Raw genomic sequence first — 26,943 nt, 5'->3', positions numbered from 1 at the left:
TGATTGCATGCTGCCTTTAGTAACACATTACTTTTTGTTGGGATGAGCTGATGGTTTATATTTGATATAGACAAATCCGCTGGCTTTCATTTCTGTTATGCAATCATTATACACTCCGTTCATATAGCCCGCGCAGGTCCCGCTTGAAATGAGGGCGGGTAGTCTTTGGATTTTCATCTTCTTCATCTTTATAAAAAATGTTATGGAAGCAAAAGAAATTAAGCTGATCCCGTATCTTAATTTTAATGGTAATTGTGAAGAGGCATTAAACTTTTACAGCGGTATTTTAAATGGTACGGTAGAAATACAATCACGTTATGATAACCCGGCCATGCATGCACCGGATGAATATAAGGACAAGATCCTGCATGGCAGATTGCATTTTCCCGGTGGCGTTATTTATGCCAGTGATGTACTTCCCGGTAAGGAGGCGCACAAAAGCAGCGGTGATGTAGCTCTTTCTCTCGACTTCCCGGATACAAAAACAGCAGAGCGGGCTTTCCATATGCTGGCTGCACATGGACAGGTGCATATTCCATTTAAGAAACAGTTCTGGGGTGACTGGCATGGCAACCTGACGGATCATTTTGGTATCCGTTGGATGTTGAATTGCACCGGTGCGTGAGCGCAGACTATTTCACACCATTTTCCGGATTCCAGGACCCTTGTTGTTTGCGGATATACAGCATCTGCCCGATGTGATAGGCATTGTGTGCAGAGATGTGTGCAATAATTGTATACCAGGGAGCTAAAGTTTGTTCGTCGGATTGTTCAATTACTTTTTCCAATTCCGTTAATACGGTATCTATTTTTTTTACGGTCGCATCCCAGCTTGCCTGGTCCACTGCTGAAAACGTTTCATTATTGTCACCGCTGAAAGGTTGTTCCGGCTTCCCGTTAAATTTATCCAACTGCCGCTGATTCCAGAAAATCAGGTGTTGTACCAGTTGCCCGATAGAGTGATTACCGCTACTGTCTTTCCAGTTGGCTTGTGCAGGTGTGAGTCCTTCCACTGCAATGTTTACGGGTACAAACCAGTCTTTTACATTGTGGGTGCTTTTTAATTGCGCCAGTAAGATCGATTTTAAAGTGGGGGTAGGAGTGGCGCTGTCCTGGCCGTATGTGTGGGTGGTAAATAAGATGAAGAGTGCAAAAAGTATCTTTTTCATAATATTTTTATTAAAAAAAATGAAAAGAGATGAATATAGCAGTCTATCGATTTAATAACAGGGCTAGCGGTTTTTTTGTTTGTAAGCGAGCAGTCTTAAAGCATTTAATACTACCACGAGTGTAGAACCTTCATGTGCTACAACAGCGGGACCAATAGAAGCAAGTCCTGTAATGGTTAAGGGGATGAGCAACGCCACCATGCCGAGGCTGATCCAGAGGTTCTGTTTAATAATGCGTCTGGCCTCCCTGCTTAATCCGATGGCAAAGGGGAGGAGTTGGAGTTTGTCGCCCATCAGTGCGATGTCGGCGGTTTCCAGGGCTACATCGGAGCCGGCGGCTCCCATGGCGATGCCAACAGTGCTGTTGGCCATTGCGGGGGCATCGTTTACACCATCACCCACCATGGCAACTTTGTGTTCCTCTTTTCCTAATTTTCTGATGGCGGCTACTTTTTCTTCCGGTAGCAGGCTGCCCCAGGCTTCGCTCATCCCAATTTCTTTTGCCACTGCGTCAGCTACCTGCTGGTTGTCTCCTGTCAGCATGATCATGCGGCGGATACCCAGTTCCTTCAGTGCTGTCAGCGCCGCTTTGGCTTCTTCGCGGGGTGTATCCATTACGGCTATGATACCGGCATATTTGTTTCCGGCTCTTATGATCATGGTGGTATTGCCGCCGGCTTCCAGTTCCCGGACTTTTGTGGTTAGTGCAGGTGGAGGAGGGGTATCACCCAGGGATTCGAATAAAACGAGGTTGCCAACGTATATGGATTCCTGTTGGAGGGTGGCTTTAATTCCTTTGCCCAGTACTGCCTCCAGGTTTTCAGCTGCGGGGATATCCACATTTCCCAGTCGTTGTTTGCCATCCCGCACAATTGCTTTAGCCAGCGGGTGATCGCTGAGGGCTTCTACGGCTACGGCCATTTTCAGCAGATCGTTTTCACTGACGTCGTTCATGGGTACTACATGTGTCAGCCTGGGTTTCCCTTCTGTGAGAGTACCGGTTTTATCAAAGGCGATGGCGGTGAGCATGCCCAGGTCTTCCAGGGGGCGGCCACCTTTTATCAGTACACCCATTTTTGCAGCACAGGCTACGCCACTCAGTACGGCGCTGGGTGTAGAAATGGCCAGCGCACAAGGACTGGCGGCTACCAGTACTGCCATAGCGCGGTAAAAGCTTTTGCTGAATGGTTCGTCAATTACCAGGAATGCACCACATAATAATATAACGAGTATGAGTACGGCAGGAACAAAGTACCGCTGAAACCTGTCGGTAAATTGTTGGGTCGGTGACTTTTGTGTTTGTGCTTCGTTGACCATTTTCACCAGTCGTGATATGGTGGAGTCGCTGGCTATGCGGCTCACCATTACTTCGAGAGAGCCGTTGCCATTGATGGAGCCGGAGAACACTTTGTATTTTGCTTCCAGCTGATCGGCTTTTTTCAGGTCTATATCGGGGTTTTCTACGGGCTGCTTGTCAACCGGTACGCTCTCTCCTGTGATGGGCGCCTGGTTTACGCTGCTGTTTCCCTGTATTACAATACCGTCTGCAGCGATTTTTGTGTTGGGTCTGACAACAATAAGATCACCTGCTTTCAGCTGTTCTATTTTAACTTCAACCGTTGCGCCGTCGCGTTTTAGCAAGGCTGTTTTGGGGGCGAGGTCGGCCAGTGCGGATATTGATTTCCGGGCTTTTTCCATGGCATAGTGTTCCAGTGCATGTCCCAGGCTGAAGAGGAAGAGCAGCAAGGCGCCTTCCTGCCACTTGCCGAGGATACCTGCGCCGATAGCGGCTACCAGCATGAGGAAGTCGATTTCAAACCCGCCTTTTGCGATGGTTTGCAGGGCTTCTCTGGCGGTGAAAAATCCACCAAAACAACAGGCAGCGATGGAGAAGGATGTTGGTATCCAGGAGGAAATGCCGGTAATAAAAGATAGTCCGAAACCGATGCCCAGTAAGGAACCACAGATCAGGCTGAAATACAATTCTGTATTCTTTCCGAAGATCATCATTTGCGTGTGTGCGTGTCCGTGGGATTCCGTTGAATGATGATCATGCTCCCCATGGGTGTGTGCGTGGGTAGCGTTGTTGGATACAGGTGCTACTGTTGGAGTTACTTCCAGGTCTACACTATCTTTCATCGGGTCTTATTTTAATAAATGCCGGATATAGTTGTTAACAGCATTTTCAGTCAGGGCTATGATTTGTAAATTAAAGAATCTTCATTACCTGCCCACATCTATTTTTACACCAGTGTTGCAAATTTTTTGTGCCATCCCTCCTAATTATTTACCATTTAAAAAAATATTTTAAGAATGTAGCGCGTTTTATTAAAAAAAATTTATTTTGTGCTATTAGCGTGACTATGGAGAAGTTGCTTTACCGCATACAATTTCTTGATGACCAACTGGCTTTTAAAGCATTTTATCAGCAACAGGTATTCCGGTTATATCAGTTTGCCTTTACCTTTCTAAAGCATAGGCAGCAGGCTGAAGAGATCGTGAATGACGTATTTGTGAAGCTTTGGCAAAAGCGGCATATGCTGGATAAAGTGGCTAATATAAAAGTGTACCTGTACGTGGCCGTAAAGAATGCGGCGCTCAATCAGTTGCGCACTGCCACCGTTTTTTGTGAAACTGATCTTGATAACTTGCATGTCCAGCATTTTCAATTATCGCCCAATACAGCAGACCTTTTGTTGACACATGAGCTGGAATCGGCCATTGCCAAAGCTGTTCAGCAGCTTCCACCTAAATGTAAACTGATATTTAAATTGGTAAAACAGGATGGTCTTTCTTATAAAGAGGTAGCCAATATCCTGGGGATCTCTCCTAAAACGGTAGATGCACAGTTAACCATTGCGCTTAAAAAGCTGGCGCAACTGCTGGAACCTTTCCTGCAACACGCTACTGCCTGAGTTCTTAAATTTTTTTTCTATCTCTTTAGGGAATCGTGTCAAATTCTGTGTCCTTAGAGGCAGGTACTATCATTTATTAGATGAAATCAGAAAGAATTGTGGAACTGATAGCGCGGAAAACAGGACAGGCAGCGAGTGCGGAGGAATTAGCCGAGCTGGAAATGCTGCTTACTGAAAATCCGGAATATCGTTTCATGGAAGAAGTTTTCAATTCCATTGAAAGCAGCCCGCAGTTGACGTCTTTACGGCCAACAGAACAGGAGATCATGAATAGTGGCTGGCAACAGCTGGAACTCCGGCTGCATACAATACAGGAAGCACCGGTGAACAAAAAAAAATATTTGTGGGCTGCTGCTGTGGCATTACTGTTGGCAACTGCCGGCGGAACATGGTTATGGCGCAGCGGCGGAACAAAGCCGATGGTTGCCGCTGCAACGCATTCCATCCATTCGCCACTGGGGCATACCATTCATACTGTATTGCCCGATGGCACAAAAGTATGGCTCAATGCCGGCAGCAGACTGACATACAGCGACCGCTTCAGTGATAGCGCGCGGGATGTAACGGTAACGGGGGAAGTATTTTTTGATGTGGTAAAGGATGACACAAAACCCTTTGTCGTACACACCAACGATCTGTCTATACAGGTATTGGGCACTTCCTTTAACGTAAAAGCATATGGTGATGACAGAAAAGCTGAAGTTACCGTGATAGGCGGAAAAGTGCAGGTGGTGATGAGTAAAAGCCCCGAAAAGAAAGTAGTGTTGCTGCCACATGAGAAGTTGGTGCTGTCGCTGGAAAAAGTAAATATCACCCAACCCACGACCGCCATACAACATGCCACTTTCCAGGTGCAGGGGTTGACAGACAGCAAGGATTCCAGCCTGGTAGTGGAAACAGCCTGGCGGGATCAGAAACTGGCTTTTATGAATGAAACATTTATTGAAGTAGCGAAGAAGATGGAAAGACTATATGATGTAAAGATTCACTTTGAAGACGAAGCACTGCAACAGGAAGTACTGAGTGGTGTATTTGAAAAGGAAGATATTGATAAGGCGCTGCAATTGCTGCAAATGACCACAGGCTTCCATTACAGCATGACAGCAACAGATATTTATCTGTCAAAATAACTTAATAGCATACATTTTATCAACACAAAAAAAATTACCTGTAATGAAAATACTGTTATTCACTTGTATCACCTGACTAATCATAAAGATGGGATAAGCACCATCTGCTAAAAAAAAGGGAAGAGCTATACTCTTCCCAAAAAGGCTTATGCGTTCAAACGGGGGTAAGCAGCCTGAGAAACTTCACTTACACCCTTCTTACAAACCTTTCTAAAACAAATCTATGAAAAAAAGAAGATTTGGAGGTGCTTCCTATACGCTCCGCCAGACGTTCAAACTACTGCTCATTATGAAGTTATGTTTTGTTGTGGTGTTGTCATCTTGTCTGCATGCTTCAGCAACGGCCTTTTCACAGGAAAAATTCACCCTTTCCTTTGTGAAAACGGACGCAGATAAGATCTTTGAAAAGATCCAGAAGGAGAGTGACTACCGCTTCTTTTACAATTATACTTATATCAGGAAACTGGGTAAGATAGATTTGAAGGTAAAAGATGCGCCGTTGGTAGAAGTGATGAACCGGGTGTTGGATAGCACATTGTCGTACCGGATCGTAGACAACAACCTGGTAGTGATCTCTCCCAAAGGCGAAACACAGGTAGCTGACAAAGTAAGCGGCCGCGTGGTAGATGCCAACGGAACCCCGCTGATCGGTGTATCCGTAAAAGTAAAAGGCGGTAGCCAGGGATCCGTAACGGACGCCAGTGGTAACTTCTCGGTACAGGCGCCCGCAGGTGCAGTACTGGTATTTACCTATATGGGTTTCCAATCACAGGAAGCAACTGCCAATGGTAAAGATCCCCTGCACATTACTTTGCAGGAATCTACCAGTGGCCTGAATGAAGTGGTGGTGATTGGTTATGGTACACAGAAGAAAAAAGATATTACCGGCGCTATCAGCTCCGTGAGTGGTAAAGACCTGCGTAATGTGCCTGTGCGTAATGCGGCAGAAGCATTGCAGGGAAAAGCAAGTGGCGTGATGGTGGCGCAAAGCAGCGGTAGCCCCGGATCTTCTCCGGTAGTGCGTATCCGTGGTATCGGTTCTATCAGTGGTAGCAACTCTCCCCTGTATATTGTGGATGGTTTGCCGCAAACAGATATCGGCTGGCTCAATCCCAATGATATTGATGCGATGGACATCCTGAAAGATGCTTCTACCGCAGCGATCTATGGTTCAAGGGCTTCCAACGGCGTAGTGATCATCACTACCCGCAAAGGCAGCAAAACGGATCAGAAAATGCACGTTACCTTTGATAGTTATACAGGCGTACAATCTGCCTGGAAACGTCCGCACATGCTCAATGCAGAAGAGTTTATCCAGTATAAACTGAGAGCAGCCAGTGCTGCGGGTACTGCGGCTCCAACAAGCCTGGATACACCGGAAAAAGTAGCACAGGTGATGAAGTTTGTACAGGATAATTCGGGTCCTAATGGAACCGACTGGTGGAATGAGATCATGCAGCAGAACGCGCCTATGCAGAGTTATAATGTAGGGGTGAGCGGCGCCAGTAAAAACATGACCTATGCTTCCAGTGTAGGATACATGAATCAGAAAGGTATTGTGAAAGGATCAGACTACGAGCGCGTTTCCTGGCGTACCAATGTGGGCGCGGATCTGAGCCCGCGTGTGAAACTGTCTACCAACCTGGGCGTTATTTATGAAAGCCGTCGTAATGTAGATGAGAACAATCCTTTTACCGGTACTATTTTCAGTGCAATGGCCGCTGATCCTATTACACCGGTATACCGTAATAATCTCAAAAGTCTGCCGGGCTTTTTCGGCAGTATCATGGATAATTATGAGTCCGACAATCCTTTCTCGCAGTATGCTGGTATTCTTTATACCAACAAACTCAATCCGGTAGCACAGATAAACAGGATGCAACAGAGTGTATGGGAAGGCATTGCTATCAAAGGTGGCGCCAGCCTGGATGTGAAGATCATTGATCCGCTTACCTTCCGTAGTAACTTCGGACTGGATCTGGGTCGTGGCATCTCTAAAGGCTTTTCTCCTGCCTACAACCTGAATCCATTTGATTACAGTACTTATAATACCGCCAGTAACAATTCTTCCTGGAGCAATTATTTTGTATGGGAGAATACGCTGACGTTTGATAAAACTTACGGAAAGCACCATGTAACTGGTTTGGCCGGTGTTTCAGCAGAGCTGACCAAGGGCTTAAACTATGGCGCCTCCAAACAGGGTATTGTGAACAATGATGAGGACATGCGTATTATCGATGCGGCCACTTTGAATCCTGGTGCATCCGGTTACACGTATTCCAGTGCGATGCAATCCTTCTTCGGACGTATCAACTACGTATATGCTGACCGTTATATCCTGGCTGCGAATATTCGCCGCGATGGTACTTCCGCTTTCGGAGACGGCCAACGTTGGGGTACTTTCCCTTCCGTATCCGGCGCATGGCGCTTTACCGAGGAAAACTTTTTACGCGATGCAGGTCTGGACTGGCTGAGCAGCGGTAAACTCCGTGCGAGCTATGGTTCTATTGGTAACCAGTACGTAGGTGGCGGCAGTGGCTTGTATTTATCTACTTATGGAAATACCTATCAACGGTATGTTTTTGGCAGTACCAGTACCGGATTCCTCGGTGCTGAACGCAAAACCATGGCCAACCCTTCTTTGCAGTGGGAAACATCCAAACAAGTGGATCTGGCAATAGATCTGCAATTGTTTGATAATAAACTCGATGTCACTGTTGATTATTTTAACAAACGTGTGAACAATATGCTGGTGGTGATGCCACTGCCAACAACCATGGGTTATCCGTCCAATCCTTACTGGACGAATGCCGGTACCATGATGAATAAAGGCTGGGAAGTGTCGGTAGGTTACAGCAATAACCTGGGTGATTTCTCTTACAATGTTCGCGGTAATATTTCCACCTTTAAAAATGAAGTGTTGAGCATGGGTGGTGGTGAGCCGATCTATACAACCGCGCACCTGGGTGAAACGATCAGTAAAACAGAAGTAGGCATGCCGGTAGGTTATTATTATGGCTGGCTGACAGATGGTATTTTCCAGACACAGGCAGAAGTAGATAAAAGCCCGCAGGCCGGAAAGTCAACACCAGGTGATATCCGTTTCCGCGATATTAATAGTTTAGATGCAGATGGTAATGTAGTGGCTGGTCCTGATGGTAAACTGGATGCGGCAGACCGCACCATCATCGGTAACCCATGGCCTGATTTCATTTATGGTATTAATATCGGTCTTAATTACAAACGTTTTGACCTGAGCATGTTCTGGCAGGGCTCCCAGGGCAATGATGTGATGAACATCCTGCGCTATGATACCGAAGCCGGTACCGGCTGGTATAATGCACCAAAAGGTTTCCTGGATAAAGCCTGGAATGGCCCCGGTTCTACCAATCAATATTATAAGATCTCTGCAAATGCAGCATTGAATAACAGCGTTTCTGATTATTTCGTGGAAGATGGTTCTTACCTGCGTCTTAAAAATATACAGGTAGGTTACAATTTCCCTGAAAAATGGCTGGAAAGAGCACGGATACCACAGTTACGGTTATACGTAGGTGCACAAAACCTGCTCACTATCACCAAATACAGTGGTCTGGATCCTGAAATGGGTAATAGTGATCCGAGGCTGATGGGTATTGATCAGGGATATTTCCCGCAGGCCCGCACTTTTATGGTTGGGCTGAACGCTAAATTCTAACTTTTAACACTGGCAGAAATGAAAAAGATCGTATATACATTACCGTTATTAGCTGCGCTGGTACTCTTCTCCTGTTCGAAGGATTACCTGAACAGACCACCGTTGGGATTGCAGACAGATGATAATTTTTATAAGTCACCGGGTGCAGGCATGAAAACTGTGGTGAACTGTTACCTGGGTTTTTATGACTTCTGGGGCTACCAGGCTGCATTGGCAGAACTGGGCAATATGGCTACCGATGAAACAGATAAAGGTGGTTCTGATGGCAATGACCGTCCGTTTGTGACGGACCTGGGATTTGGCAGAACACTATCCAGCAACGAAACACTGAGTGGCTTCTGGGCAGCCTGCTATAAAGGAATAGGCAATTGCAACGTGGCATTGGAACGTTTACCCGATGCACCGCTCCTGGATGAAAAAAGCAACCCGTTAGATGACAATACCAAGAACCGTTATCTTGCAGAAGTACGTTTCCTGCGTGCCTACTATTACCTGGATCTCGTGCGGATTTTTGGTGGTGTGCCATTGGTAACAAAAACACTGACAGTAGAAGACCGTAACAAGATTGTACGCGCTACCTCTCCTGAAGTATTGCAATTTATTACCAGTGAACTGGAAGCTGCTGCCAATGATCCGGCGCTGCCTTCTGCTACGCAACTGCCGGCCGGAGAACTGGGCCGTGTAACCAGGGAAGCCGCCTGGGCGGTGCTTGCCAAAGCATACCTGTTCTTTGGAGAAGATGACAAGAGCCTGTATACTAAAGCTAAAGATGCCGCTAAAAAAGTAATCGATTCAAAGGCTTTCTCTTTGGAACCCGAATACCAGCAGCTGTTCCTGAAGGATGGTTATAAAAGCAAAGAGTCTGTATTTCCGCTTATCTTCGGAGATGACCCTGCTGCTTTCATCTATGGTTCTACACAAAATGTTTATTGCTCACCACGCAGCGCAGGCGGTTGGGGTTTTGACTGCCCTACAAAATCGCTCGTAGATGAGTTTGAACCGGGCGATCCACGTTTGCTTTTCACCGTACTGGATCAGGGCGATATCTTCCCGAAAGCAGTAGGACAGGATCTGCTTGATTTCTCCGGCTATGTAAATACCGGACATCATAACAGGAAAGTGTTCTTACCGGAAAGCCGTCGTGGACAAGGTTGGGGCAATGATGCATGGACCTTATACCTGGTGCGTTATGCCGATGTATTGCTGATGTATGCAGAAGCAGTACTGGAAAGCGGTGGTAACAAACAGGAAGTGGCCGACTATATCAACGAAGTACGCACCCGTGCACAGAACTCTTCACATATTGACCAGGAGGCAACCAAACGTGTACGCGTAATCGCAGCAACACCACTGGTACCGGTGAAAGCATCTGATGACCTGCGTGCAGCCGTAAGGCATGAACGCCGCACAGAGCTGGGTGGTGAATATGGCCGCCTGTTTGACCTGTTGCGCTGGAACAATTATGTGTCAACAATGAAAGCCTATTCTGCCAAACCATATTCCAATGGTAAAGGTAACAGCTTTGTACCGCCGGCTTCCGGCAACAAGTATCTGTTCCCTATTCCACAATCGGAAATTGACAGAAGTGGTGGTTCTATTAAGCAGAACCCAGGATACTAACAGTAATTGATAATTACGCGTTAGACCACTGATTAAACCGATTTATATGATTAGCCTGATTAGCGAAGATTGAAATGATAATATCATATTTTTCATTCGCTTTAATCTCCCCCCATCGGGGTAATTATATAAATTGATTTAATCAGTGGTCTATTTTTGTTCAGAATAAATTATAACAATGAGAAGATTTTGCTTACTAATTTCGCTGGCGTTGCTTTGCGCTTGTGCCGGCAAACGTTCCGTCACACGGATCCTCTGTTATACCAAAGATGCAGAAAGTGCATGGGTAAAACAGTTGCAGGAAACAGGTAAAGAAAGAGGGTGGGAGATTGTATTAACAGGTGATAACCAGTATTTCCAGGAAGATTCCCTGAAAAGTTTCAGTGCGGTATGTCTTCCTTTTTCGTTGACCGATTCACTTAGCTACCGTAATATTCCTGCATTGAAACGTTATGCAGAATCGGGCGGCGGCGGTATTCTCGCTATCAAAGATGGCGACCACCACCAGCAGGGATGGCCTTGGCTGAAAGAATGGGTGGAATTGCCTGTAGGCAAAGAACTGCAGCAGGACGGAGGCAGATTGTTCATCTTACCGCCTACTGCCGGAACTGCTGACATGGCACCGGCACTTGGTTACCTGGTAGGCAATAACGGTTATCCGGATTACAGCAAATCACTTATGCTGGCGCCACCGGATACTAACAGTTACACCTATACGGTGTTAGATCATGGCCTGGACGAACCCATGGAAATGTGCATCTTACCGGAAGGCAATGTACTCTATGTGGAACGCAAGGGTGCGGTAAAACTCTATGATGCGCGGCAGCGGCAAACGAAGGTCGTTGGCCGCTTTGATGTTTTTAGCGGTATTGAAGACGGATTGCTCGGCGTAGCCCTGGATCCGGATTACAAAAAAAATAACTGGATCTATTTTTATTATGCGCCTGCCGGCGAGAAGTGGTTTAATAAACTGGTTCGCCTGGAACTGCGTGGTGATACACTGGACAAAGCCTCTGAAAAGGTGGTGATGGAAGTGCCTACACAACGCCGCTATTGCTGCCACTCTGCTGGTTACCTGTCTTTCGGTCCCGGTGGCCTGTTGTACCTGTCTATCGGCGACAATACCAATGCAGAAGAAACAGAAGGCTATACACCGGTGGATGAAAGGCCAGGACGCGGTTTATCCGATGATCAGGGCAGTTCAGCCAACAGCAATGATCTGCGTGGATCGATCCTCCGGATAAAACCCGAAGCTAATGGTACTTACTCTATTCCTGATGGTAACCTCTTCCCGAAAGATGGTTCCCAGGGTCGTCCTGAAATTTATGTAATGGGCTGTCGTAATCCCTATCGTTTTAGTGTGGATATGAAAAACGCATTTGTGTATTGGGGAGATGTAGGACCGGATACCAAAGTACCTTCTGCAGAAGGAAATACATTGAGCTATGACGAAATCAACCAGGCACGCAAACCAGGGTTTTTCGGCTGGCCTTATTTTAACGGTAACAACGAAGCATATCCTTTGTGGGATTATGCCAACAAGAAAGAACGTCCACGGCTTGATCCGAAACATCCTATTAATAATTCTCCCAACAATACCGGTATAAAGGAACTGCCGCCTGCGCAGCCAGCGATGATCTGGTACGGCGATGCTGCCTCCAAGATTTTCCCGATGGTGGGTAAAGGTGGTGAAACGGCCATGGCCGGTCCTGTATATTACAGTGACCTGTACAAAGATGCGCCGTATAAATTATCTGAATATTACAATGGGAAGTTGTTTATTTATGATTGGATACGCCACTGGATTATGGCGGTAACGATGGATTCCGCAGGTAACTATCTGCGTATGGAACCATTTATCGAACATATTGATTACGCAGCACCGGTAGATATGCAATTCGCGCCGGACGGCAGTATTTATATGCTGGAATACGGAACGAACTGGTTTGCTAAAAATTCAGATGCGAAACTGGTACGGATTACTTATTCAGAAGGTAACCGCAAGCCGGTTCCCAGTATCCAGGCCAGTAAGCTTTATGGTGCGGCGCCTTTGCCGGTGGAGCTTTCCGCAGCCGGTTCTATAGACTACGATAAAGGAGATAAACTGTCGTACAAATGGCAGGTAGAAGATAAAAAGCTGGAAGGTGAAAAAGTAAACTATACTTTTTCCAAACCGGGCGTTTATAAAGTGAACCTAACGGTAACGGATAATCGTGGAGGTGAAAGCACCACTGCACTCGACATCAAGGTGGGTAATACTCCGCCGGATGTAAAGGTGACTACCACGGCCAATAAGAGCTTTTACTGGGATAACTCCCTGCTCGATTATAAAGTAGTGGTGACTGATCCGGAAGATGGTGCCATAGACAGCAGCAAAGTAGCGGTGTCATTTGACTACCTGCCAATGGGTAAGGACCTGGCGCTGGTGCTGGGTAACAATGGTGGCGGCGGCAGCATGCAGTATGCAAAAGGGCATCAGCTCTTCTGGTCGCTGGATTGTAAAGCCTGTCACACGGAGAAAACAACTTCCGTAGGGCCCAGCCTTATTGAGGTGGCGAAGCACTATCCCAATAATGAAACGACTATCGGTAAACTGGCCGCTAAGATCATTGCAGGTGGTAGTGGTAACTGGGGTGGACGTACGATGTCAGCACATCCGGATATGAAACAGGATGATGCGAAAGAGATAGCCCGGTATATTATGTCGCTGGCTGACGTGTCCGGCTCCTTGCCTATGCAGGGTGTACAGCCGCTGAAAGCGCATATTGGCAAGGGTAACCTGGGTGGCTATCTGCTGATGGCTACTTATACAGATAAAGGCGCCAATAATATTGAAGCACTGACCGGTCGCGATTACGTGATGTTACGTAACCCGATGGTACAGGTGGAAGATGCGGATGAAGGTAATGTGAGACTGGGTACTATCACAACAGAAGGAATGAGTTATGGATACGTACAGAACAACGGTTTTATACGGTTCAATCATTTCTACCTCGATGGTGTGAAGAGCATAAAGTATAATCTCCAGTTGAATGGTATCGGTGGTGTGATAGAAATGCGCCTGGATAAACCGGATGGACAACTGGTAAGTAAAGCCACTATTCCGGCAAAAGCAGCCGGAGATGCCAAACCAGGATGGAAGGAGTTGACAACGCCCATAGAGGCTGTTAGTGGACAACACGACCTGTATTTTGTATTTAAAAGTGTAGATGGGAAAGACGGGTACCTGTTTAATATCGACTGGTTATATTTTTCAAACAATAATTAATTACATGCTACCATCCGTCAGATTGCGTTTATCAGTACTCATGTTACTGGAGTACTTTACCTGGGGGGCCTGGTATGTAACAATGGGTACCTATCTCCTTACTGTTTTAAAGGCTGATGCCATACAGGTAGGGGCGGCTTATGCCAATCTGTCTATAGCAGCTATTATCTCTCCCTTTTTTGTAGGATTGATCGCCGACCGGTTTTTTGCGGCGCAGAAAGTGTTGGGCGTGTTGCATATAGCGGGAGCGGTTACACTGTATGCCCTCAGCCAGGTACAAGGCTTTAGTGGTTTCTGGTGGCTTATCCTGTTGTATACGCTCCTGTACATGCCGACTATGTCGCTGGCCAATTCGATCTCTTTTCGTCAGATGAAAGATACGGGCAGGGAATTTCCGGCAGTACGTGTATTCGGTACCGTAGGATGGATACTGGCAGGGTTGCTGATTGGTTATATCAATATTGAAACAACAGCCGGTACTTTTCGTATAGCCGCCGCCAGTTCATTACTGCTGGGCGTATTCAGTTTCTTTTTACCGGATACACCACCTGTCAGAAAACCCGTGAAGCTGGCTGATATATTGGGATTGGATGCACTGGTGTTGTTTAAGGACCGCGCCTATACAATCTTTTTTATCACGGCTATCGCTATCTGTATACCGCTGGCATTTTACTACAGCTTTACCAATCCCTTCCTCAATGATGCGGGGATGACCTATGCTGCCAGTAAAATGACGCTGGGACAGATTTCCGAGTTCCTGTTCATGTTGCTGATGCCGTTGCTTTTCATTCGCCTGGGTGTGAAAAAGATGTTGCTGCTGGGCATGTTGTGCTGGGTAGTACGTTATGTGTTCTTTGCCTTTGGTGATAGTGGTGAGCATATCTGGATGTTGTATGCAGGGATCATTTTGCATGGTATCTGTTATGATTTCTTTTTTGTAACAGGACAGATCTATACAGACAGAAAGGCCGGCGCCGCGGTGAAGAGTGCCGCACAGGGACTGATCACTTTTGCAACCTATGGTGTGGGCATGCTGATAGGATCTTATGTATCCGGTCTGGTAGCAGGCCGTTACAGCAGTACTATCGCAGGTGTACAGCACTATGAGTGGCGTAGCATCTGGCTGGTACCCGGAGGTATCACGCTGGTGTTTATGATACTCTTTATTTTTTTATTTAAAGATAACAGCAAGCAATAAAAAATATTCATGGAACAGTCAGCATACAATCGTCGCAGATTTATTAGAACAGCAGCAATAACGGGTATCGGGCTTGGCCTTGCAGGCCGGGCCAGTGCCCTTTTTTCAGGCAAGCAAGCCGGTGTTGGACGGCGGGTAGGTATTATCGGGCTGGATACTTCACACAGTGTGGAGTTTACCAAAATGTTGAACGCTAAGGATGCAGATCCGGCTTATCATGGTTTCCGGGTAACGGCAGCTTATGCGCAGGGTAGCAAAGACATCGCATCCAGCCTGGAAGTGGTGCCGGGCAACCTCGCCAAAGTAAAGGAATTCGGTGTGGAAATCGTTGACTCTATTGCCGCTTTACTGGAAAAGGTAGATGTGGTGTTGTTGGAATCCAACGATGGCAGGGTACACCTGGAACAGGCGATGCCGGTATTAAAGACAGGCAAGCGTGTATTTATCGACAAACCCATTGCCGCTTCCCTGGCTGATACAAAAGCCCTTTTTAAAGCAGCAGAAAAATACAAGGCGCCGATGTTCTCCTCTTCCGGGTTGCGGTTTATCGACAGCATCCAGGATGTTGTGAAAGGTAAAATAGGTAAGGTAATGGGCGCTGATGTATATACGCCTTCGCCTACGGAAAAAACGCATCCGGACCTTTTCTGGTATGGTATCCATGGTGTGGAAATGTTGTTTACACTGATGGGCACCGGTTGCATTCGGGTAACACGTACCACTTCAGAAACGATGGACCAGGTAACAGGTGTATGGGAAGATGGACGTATCGGTACATTGCGTGGCGTTATAAAAGGTCCCTATGGCTTTGGCGGACATGCATTCGGTGAGAAAGGCATTGCACCGATCGGAGATTTCACCTCCTATCACCCGCTGGTATTACAGATCACTTCCTTCTTTGAAACGGGTATCCCACCGGTAAGACCGGAAGAAACACTGGAGATCGTAGCATTTATGGAAGCTGCTGATGAAAGCAAACGTAAGAAAGGAGCACCTGTGAAGATGGAAAGATAATATTCCGGATGACCGGAGTACGGAGTTGCAGATAGATCTACGCGAAGATGAATTGCTGTAGATCTATCTGTAACTCCGTATTTTTTTTGTTTGTTTCCTGCCGGTGATCAACTGATCACCTTACCCATGAAAGGATCACTCATGCTTTCCTTTCCTGTTTCTACCCTACCTGCATATCTTTTTTCAAAATCTTCAAAGCCTTTGATCTTTATGCTGAAGTCGTACCAGCCATGACTTTCGCGGAGGGGGAGTACCAGGCTGCCGGTGCTTCCTTTCGCCAGTGTTTTGGCCAGGTTATTCTTTTTGTAGGCATTATCTTTTATCACAACATCCCACGATTTTTGCGGGTCAAGATTGGCGACGGTCACCACGATATTACCGGTTGGCTTTTTCGTTTTATGATCACGCTCGTAAGTGCAATGGATCTCTACGGCAGGATCATTACTGTTGCCGGTAAATTCGCGGTAGAACCCATTGGGTGCATGCAGGCGGAGATGATATTTTTTGTTTTCAAATGCATCAACGGGCCAGCCATAGGAGAGACTATCTCCTGCTGAAACAGCGAAAGACCAGTTCCGGGAAATATCTGCTGCGCCGTTTTCGTTTGTAAAGTTACCCGGTGCAACGACTGTAAATGGTGAGCCTTTGGCTTTCTTGCCGAAGAGGGTATTACCGGCAGACATTTTAATTTCTACCTGTTTGCTGGCAGCATTCCATACCGCATCTGCATACAGTTCGTAAGGCAGTGCAGGGGAAGGCCGTACTCCTTTTTCCTGGAATGCCAGGCCGGCATCAGGTTTTGCAATGATGTCAGCAATCTCGGTATCAGAAAATTTCTTATAACCGGAAGGGGGCTGTTTGAATTTTGCATTATAGATGTTCTCTACAAATTTGTCCCTGTTAAGGAAAGGAAGCCGTTCCAGTTTGGTACCGTTAAAAGGACTAAAGGCAGCGGTGAGGTCACCACTGATGGTGCGTCTCCACTGGCTGATATTTTCCAGCCTGATATTTTTATTGAACTTCTGGTTTACAAATGTTTCCAGGAATTGTAAAGTAGAGGTGTGATCAAATAACTGTGAACATACTTTACCACCACGGCTCCAGGGAGATGCAATGAGCATCGGCACCCGGAAACCCAGTCCTATCGGTGCTTCACGGGCCTGTTTGGGTGGTACGCCCTGTTTCAGTTCATTTTCCAGCCGTACATGTTCCACTTCTGTATCAATACCGGCGGAGCATTTTCCTGTTTCCGGTTTGGCTGCATCCGGAATAGAGAAAGGAGGTACGTGATCAAAATAGCCGTCATTCTCATCGTAAGTAACAATGAAAATAGTTTTCTTCCATACTTCCGGATTTTTAGTAAGGATGTCCAGGATTTCAGATACATACCAGGCGCCATACCAGGGTGCGCTGGGGTGATCCGAAAAGTTTTGCGGCCCTGCCAGCCAGGAAACGGTGGGCAGGTTGCCTTCATTCGTATCTTTCCGGAACTGGTATAATACATCTCCTGAAGGAACGGTCATTTCACGGGCTTCTCCGCCATCGGTAAAGTTAACGTTGCTGATGGACCTGAAACCTGGATCGCCGGAGTTGATTACAAATGCGTGATAGTAAAGACCTTTTTCTTTATCAGATAATTTATCAAAGCTTTCTTTATTCCACTTCACGAGTTCTGCGGTAGCATTATCCAATACTTCCTGCTTCTTGATAATATCTGCTTTGATTTTTCCGGAAGCCTCTTCAGAAGAAGGGGTAGCTTCCTGTAGTTTATTGATTTCATCGGGGAGTGTTTCTACCTGTTTCAACAGGTTCTCTACATACCGGGATGAAAATTTAACATTATAAGCAGCAAAAAATTCCAGGAGGTTACAGCCGAAGTTTGCCAGCCAAGATCTTTCTTCTCCTTTAAACCCGCCACCACAGCTGAGGTCATTCTGATAGAATTTCCACTTTACTTTATTTTCTTCCAGTAATTCCGGGAAAGTGGTCCAGGGTAATTTGCCGTAGCTGTAATTTTCATTCCTGATATGTGCTTTAGGAAGACCGTCTACATCATGGGTGATCTTTCCTGTCCAGAAGAAAGAGCGGTTAGGTGTGGTACTGGTCATGGCAGAACAGAAATTCTGATCACAAACCGTAAACGCATCTGCCATAGCATAGTTAAACGGAAGATCTTCACGGGTATAATAGCCCAGGGTCAGCGGCATGGCCGCATAAGCCTTATTGCCTGGTCTTTTGGCGATCAGCCATTTATCGTATTTACCTGCATTATAAGCATCTACCTGGCTGGGACGCGAATGCGGCAGGTCGCCCATCCAGGTGCTCTTTGTATCTCTTATATTAAGGCGGAAAGGTGCGTAGGTTTCGCCTTCCGCATTTGTCTGGAACCATACCGGCTTCTTATCCGGTAAAGCTACTGCACGAGGATCATTAAAGCCACGAACACCTTGCAGGGTACCAAAACTGTGGTCAAAAGAACGGTTTTCCTGCATCAGGATCACGATATGTTCTGCATCCAGCCAGGTGCTTCCCATTCGCGGATCAATTGCAAGGGCACGTTGTATGGAAGTGGGGATGATTGTGGAAAAACCGGCAGCACCGGATAGTAATAATGATTTTTTGAGAAAATCTCTTCTTGAATCCATAATAGAGACATTTTAGTGGAAACAATATAGTAAAAGAATTTTCTTTTTTTTATCTTGTCGCCATTGTCCTTTCTATATCGCGCTATGAAATCAACTGTTGTCTTTGCAAAGCTGGTACGGTGGCCCAACCTGGTGTTTATATTGCTCACTCAGGCGCTATTTTATTTTTGTGTTATCAATCGTTTGCTGCCGGATTATATGTCGGTTACTCATCTGACATTTATTACCATTTCATATGTGTTGATTGCTGCTGCCGGGTATATTATCAATGATTATTTTGATTTACGGATTGACCTCATCAATAAACCGGAGCGGGTATTTATTACCAACGGTATCAGTAAATACTGGGCTATTGGCTGGTATGCCCTGCTGAATATCGTGGCTATCGGGCTAAGCACATTTGTGGATATGGATGCAGCAGGAAAGACGATTGTTGGCAGTACTGTTACCTGTATTGTGTTGCTTTTCTTTTATTCTGCTATCTTCAAAAAGAAATTTCTCATCGGAAATATAGTAGTAGCGGGGGTTACAGCCTGGTCTATTATTGTGCTTACCTGTATGCAAGCGGGTTGGTCCTGGCTGCATGATGACGGCAATAACACGCAAATGATCGGGTGGCTGGCTATTCTTTACACGGGGTTCGCATTTATCATCTCTCTTATCAGGGAAATAATAAAAGATATGGAAGATGTGGTGGGAGATGAAAAATTCAGGTGCCGCACCATGCCTATAGTATGGGGAATTACCGGTGCGCGGTTGTTTGTTATCACACTACTGGGTGTACTGGTGTTGGTGTTATTTGCCACTACTGTTGTGCTGCTGCGGGAGCAACGCTGGTTAATGGGACTGTATTGTGGGGGCATGATCATCACGCCGCTGGTGGCGGTGGCCGTAAAATTAGGAAAGGCAGCAACGACGTCCGACTACCACCGGTTAAGCACTTACATTAAACTGGTGATGCTATCCGGCATTGCTTCCATGCTCTTTTTTATCGTTTAAAATTTTGCATCCCGGTATACCTGGCGGACACACCGCCACAGATTCGCAGGGTTTTCCATATCTACGATCAGCCGTTTACGTGGTACGATGCGCAGGTCCGGCAGTTTTTCCTGATTGCCCTGTAGCTGCATGAGGCGTTTGATGCCCAGTTGTCCGAGTGAACACATACCCATCATGGAAATCATAAATTGCTGCTTTGCGGCCACCGGAAAGGGTAGCTGGTGGATCTCCGCTTTCAGTTGCGCGACCAGTTGTCTGAAAAAATCATTAAACGTATATGCGTTAGTGATACTGTTGGGAAGTGTTATAAGCCCTTGTTGCAGGTCTTTATGAATATCATAGATATCATTCGTCAGCTGTATCATGGTGCCTATCTGGTACCAGCAGTTCCGCTCTGCCTCACCTGCTTCATGGTCCAGGTAAAAATGACAGAGCAATACTGCAAACCCACCTTTATCAAATGTGATGCGGTGCAGGGTATCCTGGCTGATAGCCGGATCAAATTGTTGTGCCGAAGCTATTTGTGCATCATACAGCTGTTGTGTGACTTGCCGGTATGCATTTTTATCGGATACATAATCTGCCAGCGCGCCATGTGCATACAGGAAGATTTTTTCCTGGATGGTGCTTGCCTGCCAGGTTTCCGGTTCAAAGGAGATCCGGTATAACTCATCTTTTGTTAGTTGCTGTTCATCTGAAAAATCATCAAAGAGTACGCTGCAGATGAAGTAAAGCAGCATTCTTTCCCTTTCCTGCCGGTTCGTGTAGCGGGATTGTAGGGAAGTGAAAGCGTCGCACATCATCGGGTTGTAAACGGCGTAGCGGTGTGTGATTTTTTTAAAGGTGAAGTCATCCAGCTGTCCGTTGTAGCTATTCTCCAGCGACCGGATGAAAGCGGTTGCCCAGATAATTTCTTTTTTTCTGGAAGATAGGATATGGGCAGTCTGCTGTATAATGCTGTAAGCAAAACGGAATAAATACATAGATGACGAAAAAAATAGGAAGCGGTTAAATTACTAATTTATCATCATAGAAAGTATATAAACAAAAAATACGGATATAAGTCCCATAAAGATGGTGCCGATGGAATATACCCGCAGCATATCTTTTATTTCCAGTCCGGAGAACTTTGATATCACCCAGAAATAGGCATCATTGGTATGGGAGATCATCATAGAACCCGCTCCCATAGCCAGTACACAGATGATCCTGCCGGTATCGCTATCGAGGCCCAGTGCAGGTAGCAAAGGTTGTATGATAGATGCTGCGGTGATGATAGCCACCGTGGAAGATCCCTGGGCTGTTTTTAAAACGGTGGTGACAAGAAAAGGTAAGAACAGGCCGAGACTGGCTATGGCTGTACTCTGCGCGAGATGACTGCCGATATCTGCTTTTGCGAGGATAGCACCAAAGGCGCCACCACCGCCTATAATAACGAGGATGCCCGCTGCTTTTTCCGCGCCGTCCTGGAGGATCTTACCAAGACCGGCACGATCCCAGTTCCGCTTTCCCAGTAATGCCAGTGCAATTCCGACGCTGAGGGCTACTTCAGGAATACCCAATGTAGCGATGAGCCGCACCAGGAAATTATCGTTTACGGTTTCCAGCGCCATGAAAGAATGCAGGGCGATCAGGAGAATAGGTACCGCTATGGGAAGTACAGAAAGTAATACAGAAGGAAGTTGTTGTCCGGGTGTTATTTCTTCTTCCTCCCTGATAACCGGTGCAGGGAGTTTATTTCCGGCATATACCGCCCATACATAACCGCATAACGCGGCAGGTATCGCCACGAGGAGTCCGTACAACATTACTTTGCCCATGTCTGCATGAATGGTACCGGTGGCAGCTGTAACGCCCGGATGCGGCGGCATGAGACAATGGATGGCATAGAGCCCGGAAGCGAGCGAGGATGCCATGATCACCATTGATACGCCCGAACGCTTTGCCAGCGCCTTATTGAGCCCGCTTAATACAATGTAACCGGAATCACAGAAAATAGGTAATCCCACCAGGTAGCCGGTAATATTCATGGCCAGCGGAGAGCGGCCTGCTCCGATTTTTTTGAGTACAAAACCAGCCAGCACAGCGGTGCTTCCTGTGTGTTCCAGCAGCAATCCCAGCGTAGTACCTAAAATAATCAATAACCCCAGCGAACCTACGATATGCCCGAAACCATTTTTGGTAATGGTAATAATTTCCGCCACCGGAAGCCGCAGTACTAATCCTACCAGCAGGCTGGCCATCAGCAACGCAAAAAAGGCATGCACCTTATACCTGGCTGTGAGCAATACTATCAGGGCAATTCCAGCCAGCAACCCTGTAATACTCTGTAATAAAGGAATGACCAAAGACCAAGATTTACAGGATTAAAAAATAACCAGGATAACCAGGAATTAAAAAAAGATTAACCTGATTGAACTGGTAAATATAAAAGAAGTATAACAATTATTCTTCTCAATATATCTTCCTGTTCAATCCCGTTAATCTTTTTTTAATTTCTGGTAATCCTGGTCTGGTCTTTATTTCTTGTTGAAAACAATATAGTTGCCTGTTCTCAGCTCGTAATTATCCGGGCGTTGATTCGTGACCGTTACTTTCACATCATGTTTACCCATTGGTAAATCGAGCTTATAGCAGATTTCATCTCTACGGGTAAGGTAACTGGTGGGGAGTTTAATGTGCTGGATGATTTTACCATCCACCTGTACAGTGGCTTCAATTGCATCATCCGGTGCATCTCCTTTCTTTGCAGCATAACCGGAAAGGACAAACCCTGTTCCTTCAAAGGAAAAGCTGATCTCCTGTCCATTGACATGTAAATCCTTTTTTGCAACAGGATACATACCGGGGAAGCTTTCTTCAAATTTCACCGCTTGCGGTACCTGCGTTTTGATTACAACATCATTTTCGTTGATGGTGCCACCATTCCTTTTTATATTTTCCAGTGCATGGCGGTAGCCGATATCATATACTTTATTCAGGGAGATCGTAGTGTATTTGAAATCCATGTCTTCTGCACCGTTAAGTCCGGCCTTCCACTTTTCGGGAATTTTGTCGTATCCCAGCATCGTGCCTAAGATACCGGCTGCTGTAGATGGATTACAGTCGGCATCCTGACCCGCGCGGGTGGATATTTCCAGCGTTTTTTCATAATCGCCGTTACCGTATAATAATCCCAGGATAACATAAGCGGAATTGATAGTAGCATCGATATTTAAGGGAACGAAAACGCCACCCGGACAAGCAATATCTGATGACCATTTTTTCTGCAATTCAAACCAGGTGCGGTGCCAGTCGTTAGGGAACTGTTGATGCCATTTGATCACATCCGACATGCACTGGTAGTATTTGCTTTTTGCAGGAATGGTTTTCAACGCTTCCTTCACGATATATTTAATATCATTACTGGTGAATGCCAGCGTATACATAGCGCCTACATATACACCACCATACCAGCCATCGCCGTAGTTCATGATATGGCCTATTTTATCGCTGATAGCGGATGCGGTATTCGGCATACCGGGGCTCATGAGTCCGGCGTAGTCGGCTTCAATCTGGTAGTCGATATCGTCTGCATGGATATTTTGCAGCCAGTGGCCGGATGCCGGTGCTTTAATGCCGTTGAGGATATTATACCTGGCTGCCTGGTTGGCATGCCACAGTGTATAGCCTGCATTGGCAAATGCGTTGGCGAAGGAGTCTATGGGTGCGTCCAGTCCAAACCGCTCGAATATATCCACAAAAGTCAGATCCATATAGAGGTCATCATATAACCCCGGGTTGTTTGCCATTACGTGTTTCACATAGCCTTCATGCCATTCCAGCGGCTGGTAATCCTGGATAAAAGTGCCATTGTACTGGAATTCATAAGGGCCGCCGAAAGTTACGCCGATGGTTTGTCCGGCCCAGCCGCCTTTGATTTTATCCTGTAAGGCTGTTTTGCTGATCCGGTGCGTGGTATTCTTCTGTTGGGCAGTAGCCTGCATAACAACGGAGAGGAATACACAGGAGAGGATGCTTAAAATTTTCATGTCAGTTATTTTTTGAAGATAGTATGTTTTGTTTGTTGGTAAGTTGATGATCTTTTATTGCTACAGAGATGGTATAACGTGTATGCTTATACGGAATGCGCATCAGGCCCCTGAAATAATAATAGAACAGATACCTGCGATAAAAAAGAGGAACATACCAGCGAGGAGCCATCCCACACTGGCAGGAGCGCCTTTGAACTCTTTCCATACAAATACGCCCCAGATGGCAGCTATCAGGGTAGCGCCCTGACCCAGGCCATAGGAGATAGCAGGACCGGCTTTACCGGCAGCAATGAGATTGAGCAGGTTGCCCAGCCCCCAGATGACACCACCCAGCAAGCCTATTGCGTGGAGGGAGAAGCGGCCTTTGAACCAGTCGGCATACTTCAATGGAGGGCCTTCCAGTGGCTTTTTCATCATGATGGTATTGAGCAGGATGTTGCTGACGAGAATGCCGGCAGCGAATACCACGACGGCGGTATAAGGCGTCATCTTGCCCGCTTCCGGCTCAATGAAGTTCTGGAGATCCATCGCACCGGCGATGAAACGATAAAAGAAAGACATCAATAATCCTGCGAAGAGTGCGAGCAGGATTCCTTTGGTACTGGTGCGTGTATTACCGGCGGCCTTTTTGCGATAAGCCACCGCATTGAGGATGATAGCTAGTGTTACCATCAATACGCCGGCAGACAACCATAGTGGGTCACCTTTTTGCACCAGGAAATAATTCAGTACAGTACCCAGCACCAGTGCGAGTCCTATACCGATAGGAAATGCTACCGACATACCCGCGATGGCAATAGCTGCGGTGAGCAGGATATTGGCCAGGTTAAAGACCACGCCGCCGGCAAAAGCACTGAGGATATTACTGGTGTCTGCCTGTGCGAGGTCGGCCAGGAAACTGCGCCCGGTAGCACCATAGCTGCCCAGTGTAAAAGCGGCAGCCAGGGAGAAAAGAAAGATGCCAATGACATAATCCCAATAGAAAAGTTCATAGCGCCATTTTCCGGCGGCCAGCTTTTGCGTATTGGCCCATGAGCCCCAGCATAACATGGTAACGACAGTGAAACAGATAGCAAGTGGATAAGATTCGACTGTAAACATGTGTAAAGCTTTTTTATAGGTAAAGACTTTCCGTTAGGAAACGATTTCATGCAGATAGGGAATCGATGACTGCGCACCGGCTTTGGTAACGGATATGGCGGCGGCTTTGCACGCAAATACCACTGCGTCGTGTAGTGATTGTTGTTGTGATAAAGCAACGGCTATGGCGCCGTTAAAAGTATCGCCGGCGCCGGTGGAATCAACGGCTGTTACCTCTGGTGCGGCGACCATGCCGGTAAACGTATCACTGGATACATAGGCGCCTTTGCTGCCCAGTGTGATCACTACCTGTTGTACGCCACGCGTTCTTAATATGGCAGCGGCTTTTTCACAATCTGTTACATTGTTGATCAGCAGCCCCGTCAGCATGGAGGCTTCGGTACTGTTGGGCGTGATCAGGTAAAGACCGTTCAGTATCTGTGTGGATAATTTTTGTGCCGGTGCAGGATTCAGGATTACTTTTTTCTTATGGAGGGTGGCTAGTTCCAGTACTTTTTGTACCGTTTCCATAGGGATTTCCAGTTGTACCAGGATGATATCGGAACCGGCAATTACTCCGGTTGCTTTTTCTATCGCTGCCGGGAGGAGAGCAGCATTGGCGCCGGGTGCTACTACAATACAGTTTTCGCCCTGGTCGTCTACCGTAATGAGTGCTATGCCGCTGGGCTGATCTTTGTCAATCAGGATATGGTCTGTATTGATACCATCGTCTTTAAAAGCCTGTAACTGCTTTTGTCCGAAAACATCCTCTCCCAGTGCGGTGATAAAATGTACCTGACCCCCCAGCCTTGCTGTTGCTACAGCCTGGTTGGCGCCTTTGCCACCCGAGTTCATAAAGAAGGTGCCGCCCAGTATAGTTTCTCCCGGCCCGGGGATGCGGGGTGCTTTAATCACCATGTCGGTATTGGACGACCCGATAACGGTAATGGGCCTACGTAGTAAACTTTGCATGCAGTTGCTGATTGATGAACGTGAAATCCTGTTGGTATAATAATTAGTTAAACAAGCGTGAAAATGTTATCCTGGTTTCCCTGTTTTGAACAAACGTTTGTGCAAAACAGTAAAAAAATTATATTTCTCTTACAGAAGCGCGGTGGATGATCCGGGGAGACAGTAATATCTTCTCCTGCTGACGTTTGCCTTCGGGTTCTCCGCTCATCCTTTCCAGCAGTATCCTGATAGCTATCTGCGCAATCTCTGCCACCGGCTGCACCACACTGGTAAGCGCGGGAGCGAGGTAGTCGAGATAAAGTGCGTTATCAAATGTAGCCAGCGACACATCATCCGGAACTGTCATCCCTTCTTCCTTTAATGCTTTTATCGCACCTAATATAATGGTATCACTTAATCCAAAAATGGCAGTAGGCTTTACCTGCTGCTGTAATAATAATTTGGTTTCGAGATAGCCGTTCTCTTCGCTGAAATCCTGACCACCTATATAATATACCGGTAACCCTGCATCTGCGAGTGCAGCAGTATATCCCGCTACTCTCTGCTTGTTGGGCATCACATAATTTACACCCTGGATACAGGCTATTCTTTTATGTCCGCAACTCACCAGGTATTTTGTCAGCTCATAAGCTCCCTGGAAATTATTAGTTGACACAAAAGGGATCGCAGAACTTTCAAAGTAACGATCTATGCAAACCATCGGCATCCCTTTTGTGTACAGCGCATCCAGGTGCGGACAATCATGTCCGGAAGGCATTACCAGCAAACCATCTATGCGCCTGTCTACCAGGAATTCCAGTACTTCCAGCTCCGTTTTTTCATCTTCCCCGCAATCCATCAGGATTACAGAATAACCGTTCTTGCGCAGTTCATGATTTACAATACTGGCAATGTTGGAAAAGAAAGGATTGAACAATGTTGGTACCAGTAATCCTATCGTATTGCTTTTCTTACGCCGCAGGTTGACTGCTGTCAGATTGGGCCTGTAATGTAGTTTACGGGCTATCTTCATAACGGTATCTTCTGTTTCTTTGCTGATCCGGTACTGCCGGGATAAACCATTTAGTACACGGGATACCGTGCTGACCGAAACTTTCGACTCACGTGAAATATCTGTTATTGTTACATTGCCTTTCAGATGCACAAACGTTTGTTCAAACTTAAAATAAAATAATCGTAAATACAAGCATCACTCATTTTAT

The 26,943-nt window shown here is 46.4% G+C and carries 18 protein-coding genes; 9 read left to right on the top strand and 9 right to left on the bottom strand.

Features of this window, described 5'->3' with window-relative positions:
* Positions 1-202 precede the first annotated feature (202 nt).
* Positions 203-625, top strand: a complete 423-nt coding sequence (locus tag ABQ275_RS15960) for a VOC family protein (RefSeq protein ID WP_349314147.1) — start codon at positions 203-205, stop codon at positions 623-625.
* A 7-nt stretch (positions 626-632) separates the two neighbouring features.
* Here the strand turns inward: ABQ275_RS15960 and ABQ275_RS15955 are convergent, their stop codons facing one another.
* Together ABQ275_RS15955 and ABQ275_RS15950 are read right to left on the bottom strand one after the other, a co-directional pair.
* The gene (locus ABQ275_RS15955; protein ID WP_349314146.1) at positions 633-1,169 is read right to left on the bottom strand and encodes a DinB family protein; all 537 of its coding nucleotides are present in this window, start codon (positions 1,167-1,169) and stop codon (positions 633-635) included.
* Positions 1,170-1,232: 63 nt separating this feature from the next.
* Positions 1,233-3,308 (bottom strand): heavy metal translocating P-type ATPase, encoded by a 2,076-nt coding sequence (locus ABQ275_RS15950; RefSeq protein WP_349314145.1) that lies wholly within the window; start codon positions 3,306-3,308, stop codon positions 1,233-1,235.
* Positions 3,309-3,532: 224 nt separating this feature from the next.
* Here ABQ275_RS15950 and ABQ275_RS15945 point away from each other — a divergent pair, with 224 nt between their 5' ends.
* The 7 genes from ABQ275_RS15945 to ABQ275_RS15915 all read left to right on the top strand — a co-directional run bounded on the left by ABQ275_RS15945 (position 3,533) and on the right by ABQ275_RS15915 (position 16,011).
* Positions 3,533-4,084, top strand: coding sequence for an RNA polymerase sigma-70 factor (locus ABQ275_RS15945; protein ID WP_349314144.1), 552 nt, complete (start codon positions 3,533-3,535; stop codon positions 4,082-4,084).
* An 80-nt stretch (positions 4,085-4,164) separates the two neighbouring features.
* Positions 4,165-5,214: a FecR domain-containing protein gene (locus ABQ275_RS15940; RefSeq protein WP_349314143.1), complete on the top strand. Its 1,050-nt coding sequence runs from the start codon at positions 4,165-4,167 to the stop codon at positions 5,212-5,214.
* A gap of 223 nt (positions 5,215-5,437) precedes the next feature.
* Positions 5,438-8,911, top strand: a complete 3,474-nt coding sequence (locus tag ABQ275_RS15935; protein ID WP_349314142.1) for a TonB-dependent receptor — start codon at positions 5,438-5,440, stop codon at positions 8,909-8,911.
* 18 nt (positions 8,912-8,929) lie between these two features.
* Entirely contained in the window at positions 8,930-10,531 is a 1,602-nt protein-coding gene (locus ABQ275_RS15930) for a RagB/SusD family nutrient uptake outer membrane protein (RefSeq protein WP_349314141.1), read from the top strand.
* Between the two features lie 178 nt (positions 10,532-10,709).
* Complete coding sequence (locus ABQ275_RS15925) at positions 10,710-13,799, top strand: PQQ-dependent sugar dehydrogenase (protein ID WP_349314140.1); 3,090 nt, start codon at positions 10,710-10,712, stop codon at positions 13,797-13,799.
* Between the two features lie 4 nt (positions 13,800-13,803).
* Positions 13,804-14,997 carry a nucleoside permease gene (locus ABQ275_RS15920; protein ID WP_349314139.1) on the top strand — a complete coding sequence of 398 codons (1,194 nt, stop codon included), beginning with the start codon at positions 13,804-13,806 and terminating at the stop codon, positions 14,995-14,997.
* 9 nt (positions 14,998-15,006) lie between these two features.
* Positions 15,007-16,011 (top strand): Gfo/Idh/MocA family oxidoreductase, encoded by a 1,005-nt coding sequence (locus ABQ275_RS15915; RefSeq protein WP_349314138.1) that lies wholly within the window; start codon positions 15,007-15,009, stop codon positions 16,009-16,011.
* Between the two features lie 107 nt (positions 16,012-16,118).
* Here the strand turns inward: ABQ275_RS15915 and ABQ275_RS15910 are convergent, their stop codons facing one another.
* Positions 16,119-18,656, bottom strand: coding sequence for a phosphocholine-specific phospholipase C (locus ABQ275_RS15910; RefSeq protein ID WP_349314137.1), 2,538 nt, complete (start codon positions 18,654-18,656; stop codon positions 16,119-16,121).
* An 84-nt stretch (positions 18,657-18,740) separates the two neighbouring features.
* Between ABQ275_RS15910 and ABQ275_RS15905 the strand changes: the two genes are divergently transcribed.
* Complete coding sequence (locus ABQ275_RS15905; protein ID WP_349314136.1) at positions 18,741-19,655, top strand: geranylgeranylglycerol-phosphate geranylgeranyltransferase; 915 nt, start codon at positions 18,741-18,743, stop codon at positions 19,653-19,655.
* On the opposite strand, the gene ABQ275_RS15900 is transcribed toward ABQ275_RS15905, so the two are convergent.
* From ABQ275_RS15900 to ABQ275_RS15875, 6 genes are all read right to left on the bottom strand, one after another.
* Positions 19,652-20,638, bottom strand: a complete 987-nt coding sequence (locus ABQ275_RS15900) for a hypothetical protein (protein ID WP_349314135.1) — start codon at positions 20,636-20,638, stop codon at positions 19,652-19,654. The two genes, ABQ275_RS15905 and ABQ275_RS15900, sit on opposite strands and share 4 nt — an antisense overlap.
* 33 nt (positions 20,639-20,671) lie before the next feature.
* Entirely contained in the window at positions 20,672-22,003 is a 1,332-nt protein-coding gene (locus tag ABQ275_RS15895; protein WP_349314134.1) for a GntP family permease, read from the bottom strand.
* A 171-nt stretch (positions 22,004-22,174) separates the two neighbouring features.
* Positions 22,175-23,686: an ADP-ribosylglycohydrolase family protein gene (locus tag ABQ275_RS15890; protein ID WP_349314133.1), complete on the bottom strand. Its 1,512-nt coding sequence runs from the start codon at positions 23,684-23,686 to the stop codon at positions 22,175-22,177.
* A 102-nt stretch (positions 23,687-23,788) separates the two neighbouring features.
* On the bottom strand, positions 23,789-24,790 hold the full coding sequence (locus tag ABQ275_RS15885; RefSeq protein ID WP_349314132.1) for a GRP family sugar transporter: 1,002 nt from the start codon (positions 24,788-24,790) through the stop codon (positions 23,789-23,791).
* Positions 24,791-24,823: 33 nt separating this feature from the next.
* Entirely contained in the window at positions 24,824-25,741 is a 918-nt protein-coding gene (gene rbsK / locus ABQ275_RS15880) for a ribokinase (protein ID WP_349314131.1), read from the bottom strand.
* A gap of 118 nt (positions 25,742-25,859) precedes the next feature.
* The gene (locus tag ABQ275_RS15875; protein WP_349314130.1) at positions 25,860-26,927 is read right to left on the bottom strand and encodes a LacI family DNA-binding transcriptional regulator; all 1,068 of its coding nucleotides are present in this window, start codon (positions 26,925-26,927) and stop codon (positions 25,860-25,862) included.
* Positions 26,928-26,943: the final 16 nt, after the last annotated feature.

The organism is Chitinophaga sp. MM2321 (assembly GCF_964033635.1).
Taxonomy (GTDB): domain Bacteria; phylum Bacteroidota; class Bacteroidia; order Chitinophagales; family Chitinophagaceae; genus Chitinophaga.
The sequence above is the reverse complement of the archived record's forward strand: the minus strand, read 5'-3'. Positions and strand labels throughout refer to the sequence as shown.

Bases quoted from the DNA above. Each gene is read 5' to 3' on its own strand.
- ABQ275_RS15960 (WP_349314147.1), top strand. From the start codon at position 203: ATGGAAGCAAAAGAAATTAAGCTGATCCCGTATCTTAATTTTAATGGT.
- ABQ275_RS15955 (WP_349314146.1), bottom strand. From the start codon at position 1,169: ATGAAAAAGATACTTTTTGCACTCTTCATCTTATTTACCACCCACACA.
- ABQ275_RS15950 (WP_349314145.1), bottom strand. From the start codon at position 3,308: ATGAAAGATAGTGTAGACCTGGAAGTAACTCCAACAGTAGCACCTGTA.
- ABQ275_RS15945 (WP_349314144.1), top strand. From the start codon at position 3,533: ATGGAGAAGTTGCTTTACCGCATACAATTTCTTGATGACCAACTGGCT.
- ABQ275_RS15940 (WP_349314143.1), top strand. From the start codon at position 4,165: ATGAAATCAGAAAGAATTGTGGAACTGATAGCGCGGAAAACAGGACAG.
- ABQ275_RS15935 (WP_349314142.1), top strand. From the start codon at position 5,438: ATGAAAAAAAGAAGATTTGGAGGTGCTTCCTATACGCTCCGCCAGACG.
- ABQ275_RS15930 (WP_349314141.1), top strand. From the start codon at position 8,930: ATGAAAAAGATCGTATATACATTACCGTTATTAGCTGCGCTGGTACTC.
- ABQ275_RS15925 (WP_349314140.1), top strand. From the start codon at position 10,710: ATGAGAAGATTTTGCTTACTAATTTCGCTGGCGTTGCTTTGCGCTTGT.
- ABQ275_RS15920 (WP_349314139.1), top strand. From the start codon at position 13,804: ATGCTACCATCCGTCAGATTGCGTTTATCAGTACTCATGTTACTGGAG.
- ABQ275_RS15915 (WP_349314138.1), top strand. From the start codon at position 15,007: ATGGAACAGTCAGCATACAATCGTCGCAGATTTATTAGAACAGCAGCA.
- ABQ275_RS15910 (WP_349314137.1), bottom strand. From the start codon at position 18,656: ATGGATTCAAGAAGAGATTTTCTCAAAAAATCATTATTACTATCCGGT.
- ABQ275_RS15905 (WP_349314136.1), top strand. From the start codon at position 18,741: ATGAAATCAACTGTTGTCTTTGCAAAGCTGGTACGGTGGCCCAACCTG.
- ABQ275_RS15900 (WP_349314135.1), bottom strand. From the start codon at position 20,638: ATGTATTTATTCCGTTTTGCTTACAGCATTATACAGCAGACTGCCCAT.
- ABQ275_RS15890 (WP_349314133.1), bottom strand. From the start codon at position 23,686: ATGAAAATTTTAAGCATCCTCTCCTGTGTATTCCTCTCCGTTGTTATG.
- ABQ275_RS15885 (WP_349314132.1), bottom strand. From the start codon at position 24,790: ATGTTTACAGTCGAATCTTATCCACTTGCTATCTGTTTCACTGTCGTT.
- rbsK (WP_349314131.1), bottom strand. From the start codon at position 25,741: ATGCAAAGTTTACTACGTAGGCCCATTACCGTTATCGGGTCGTCCAAT.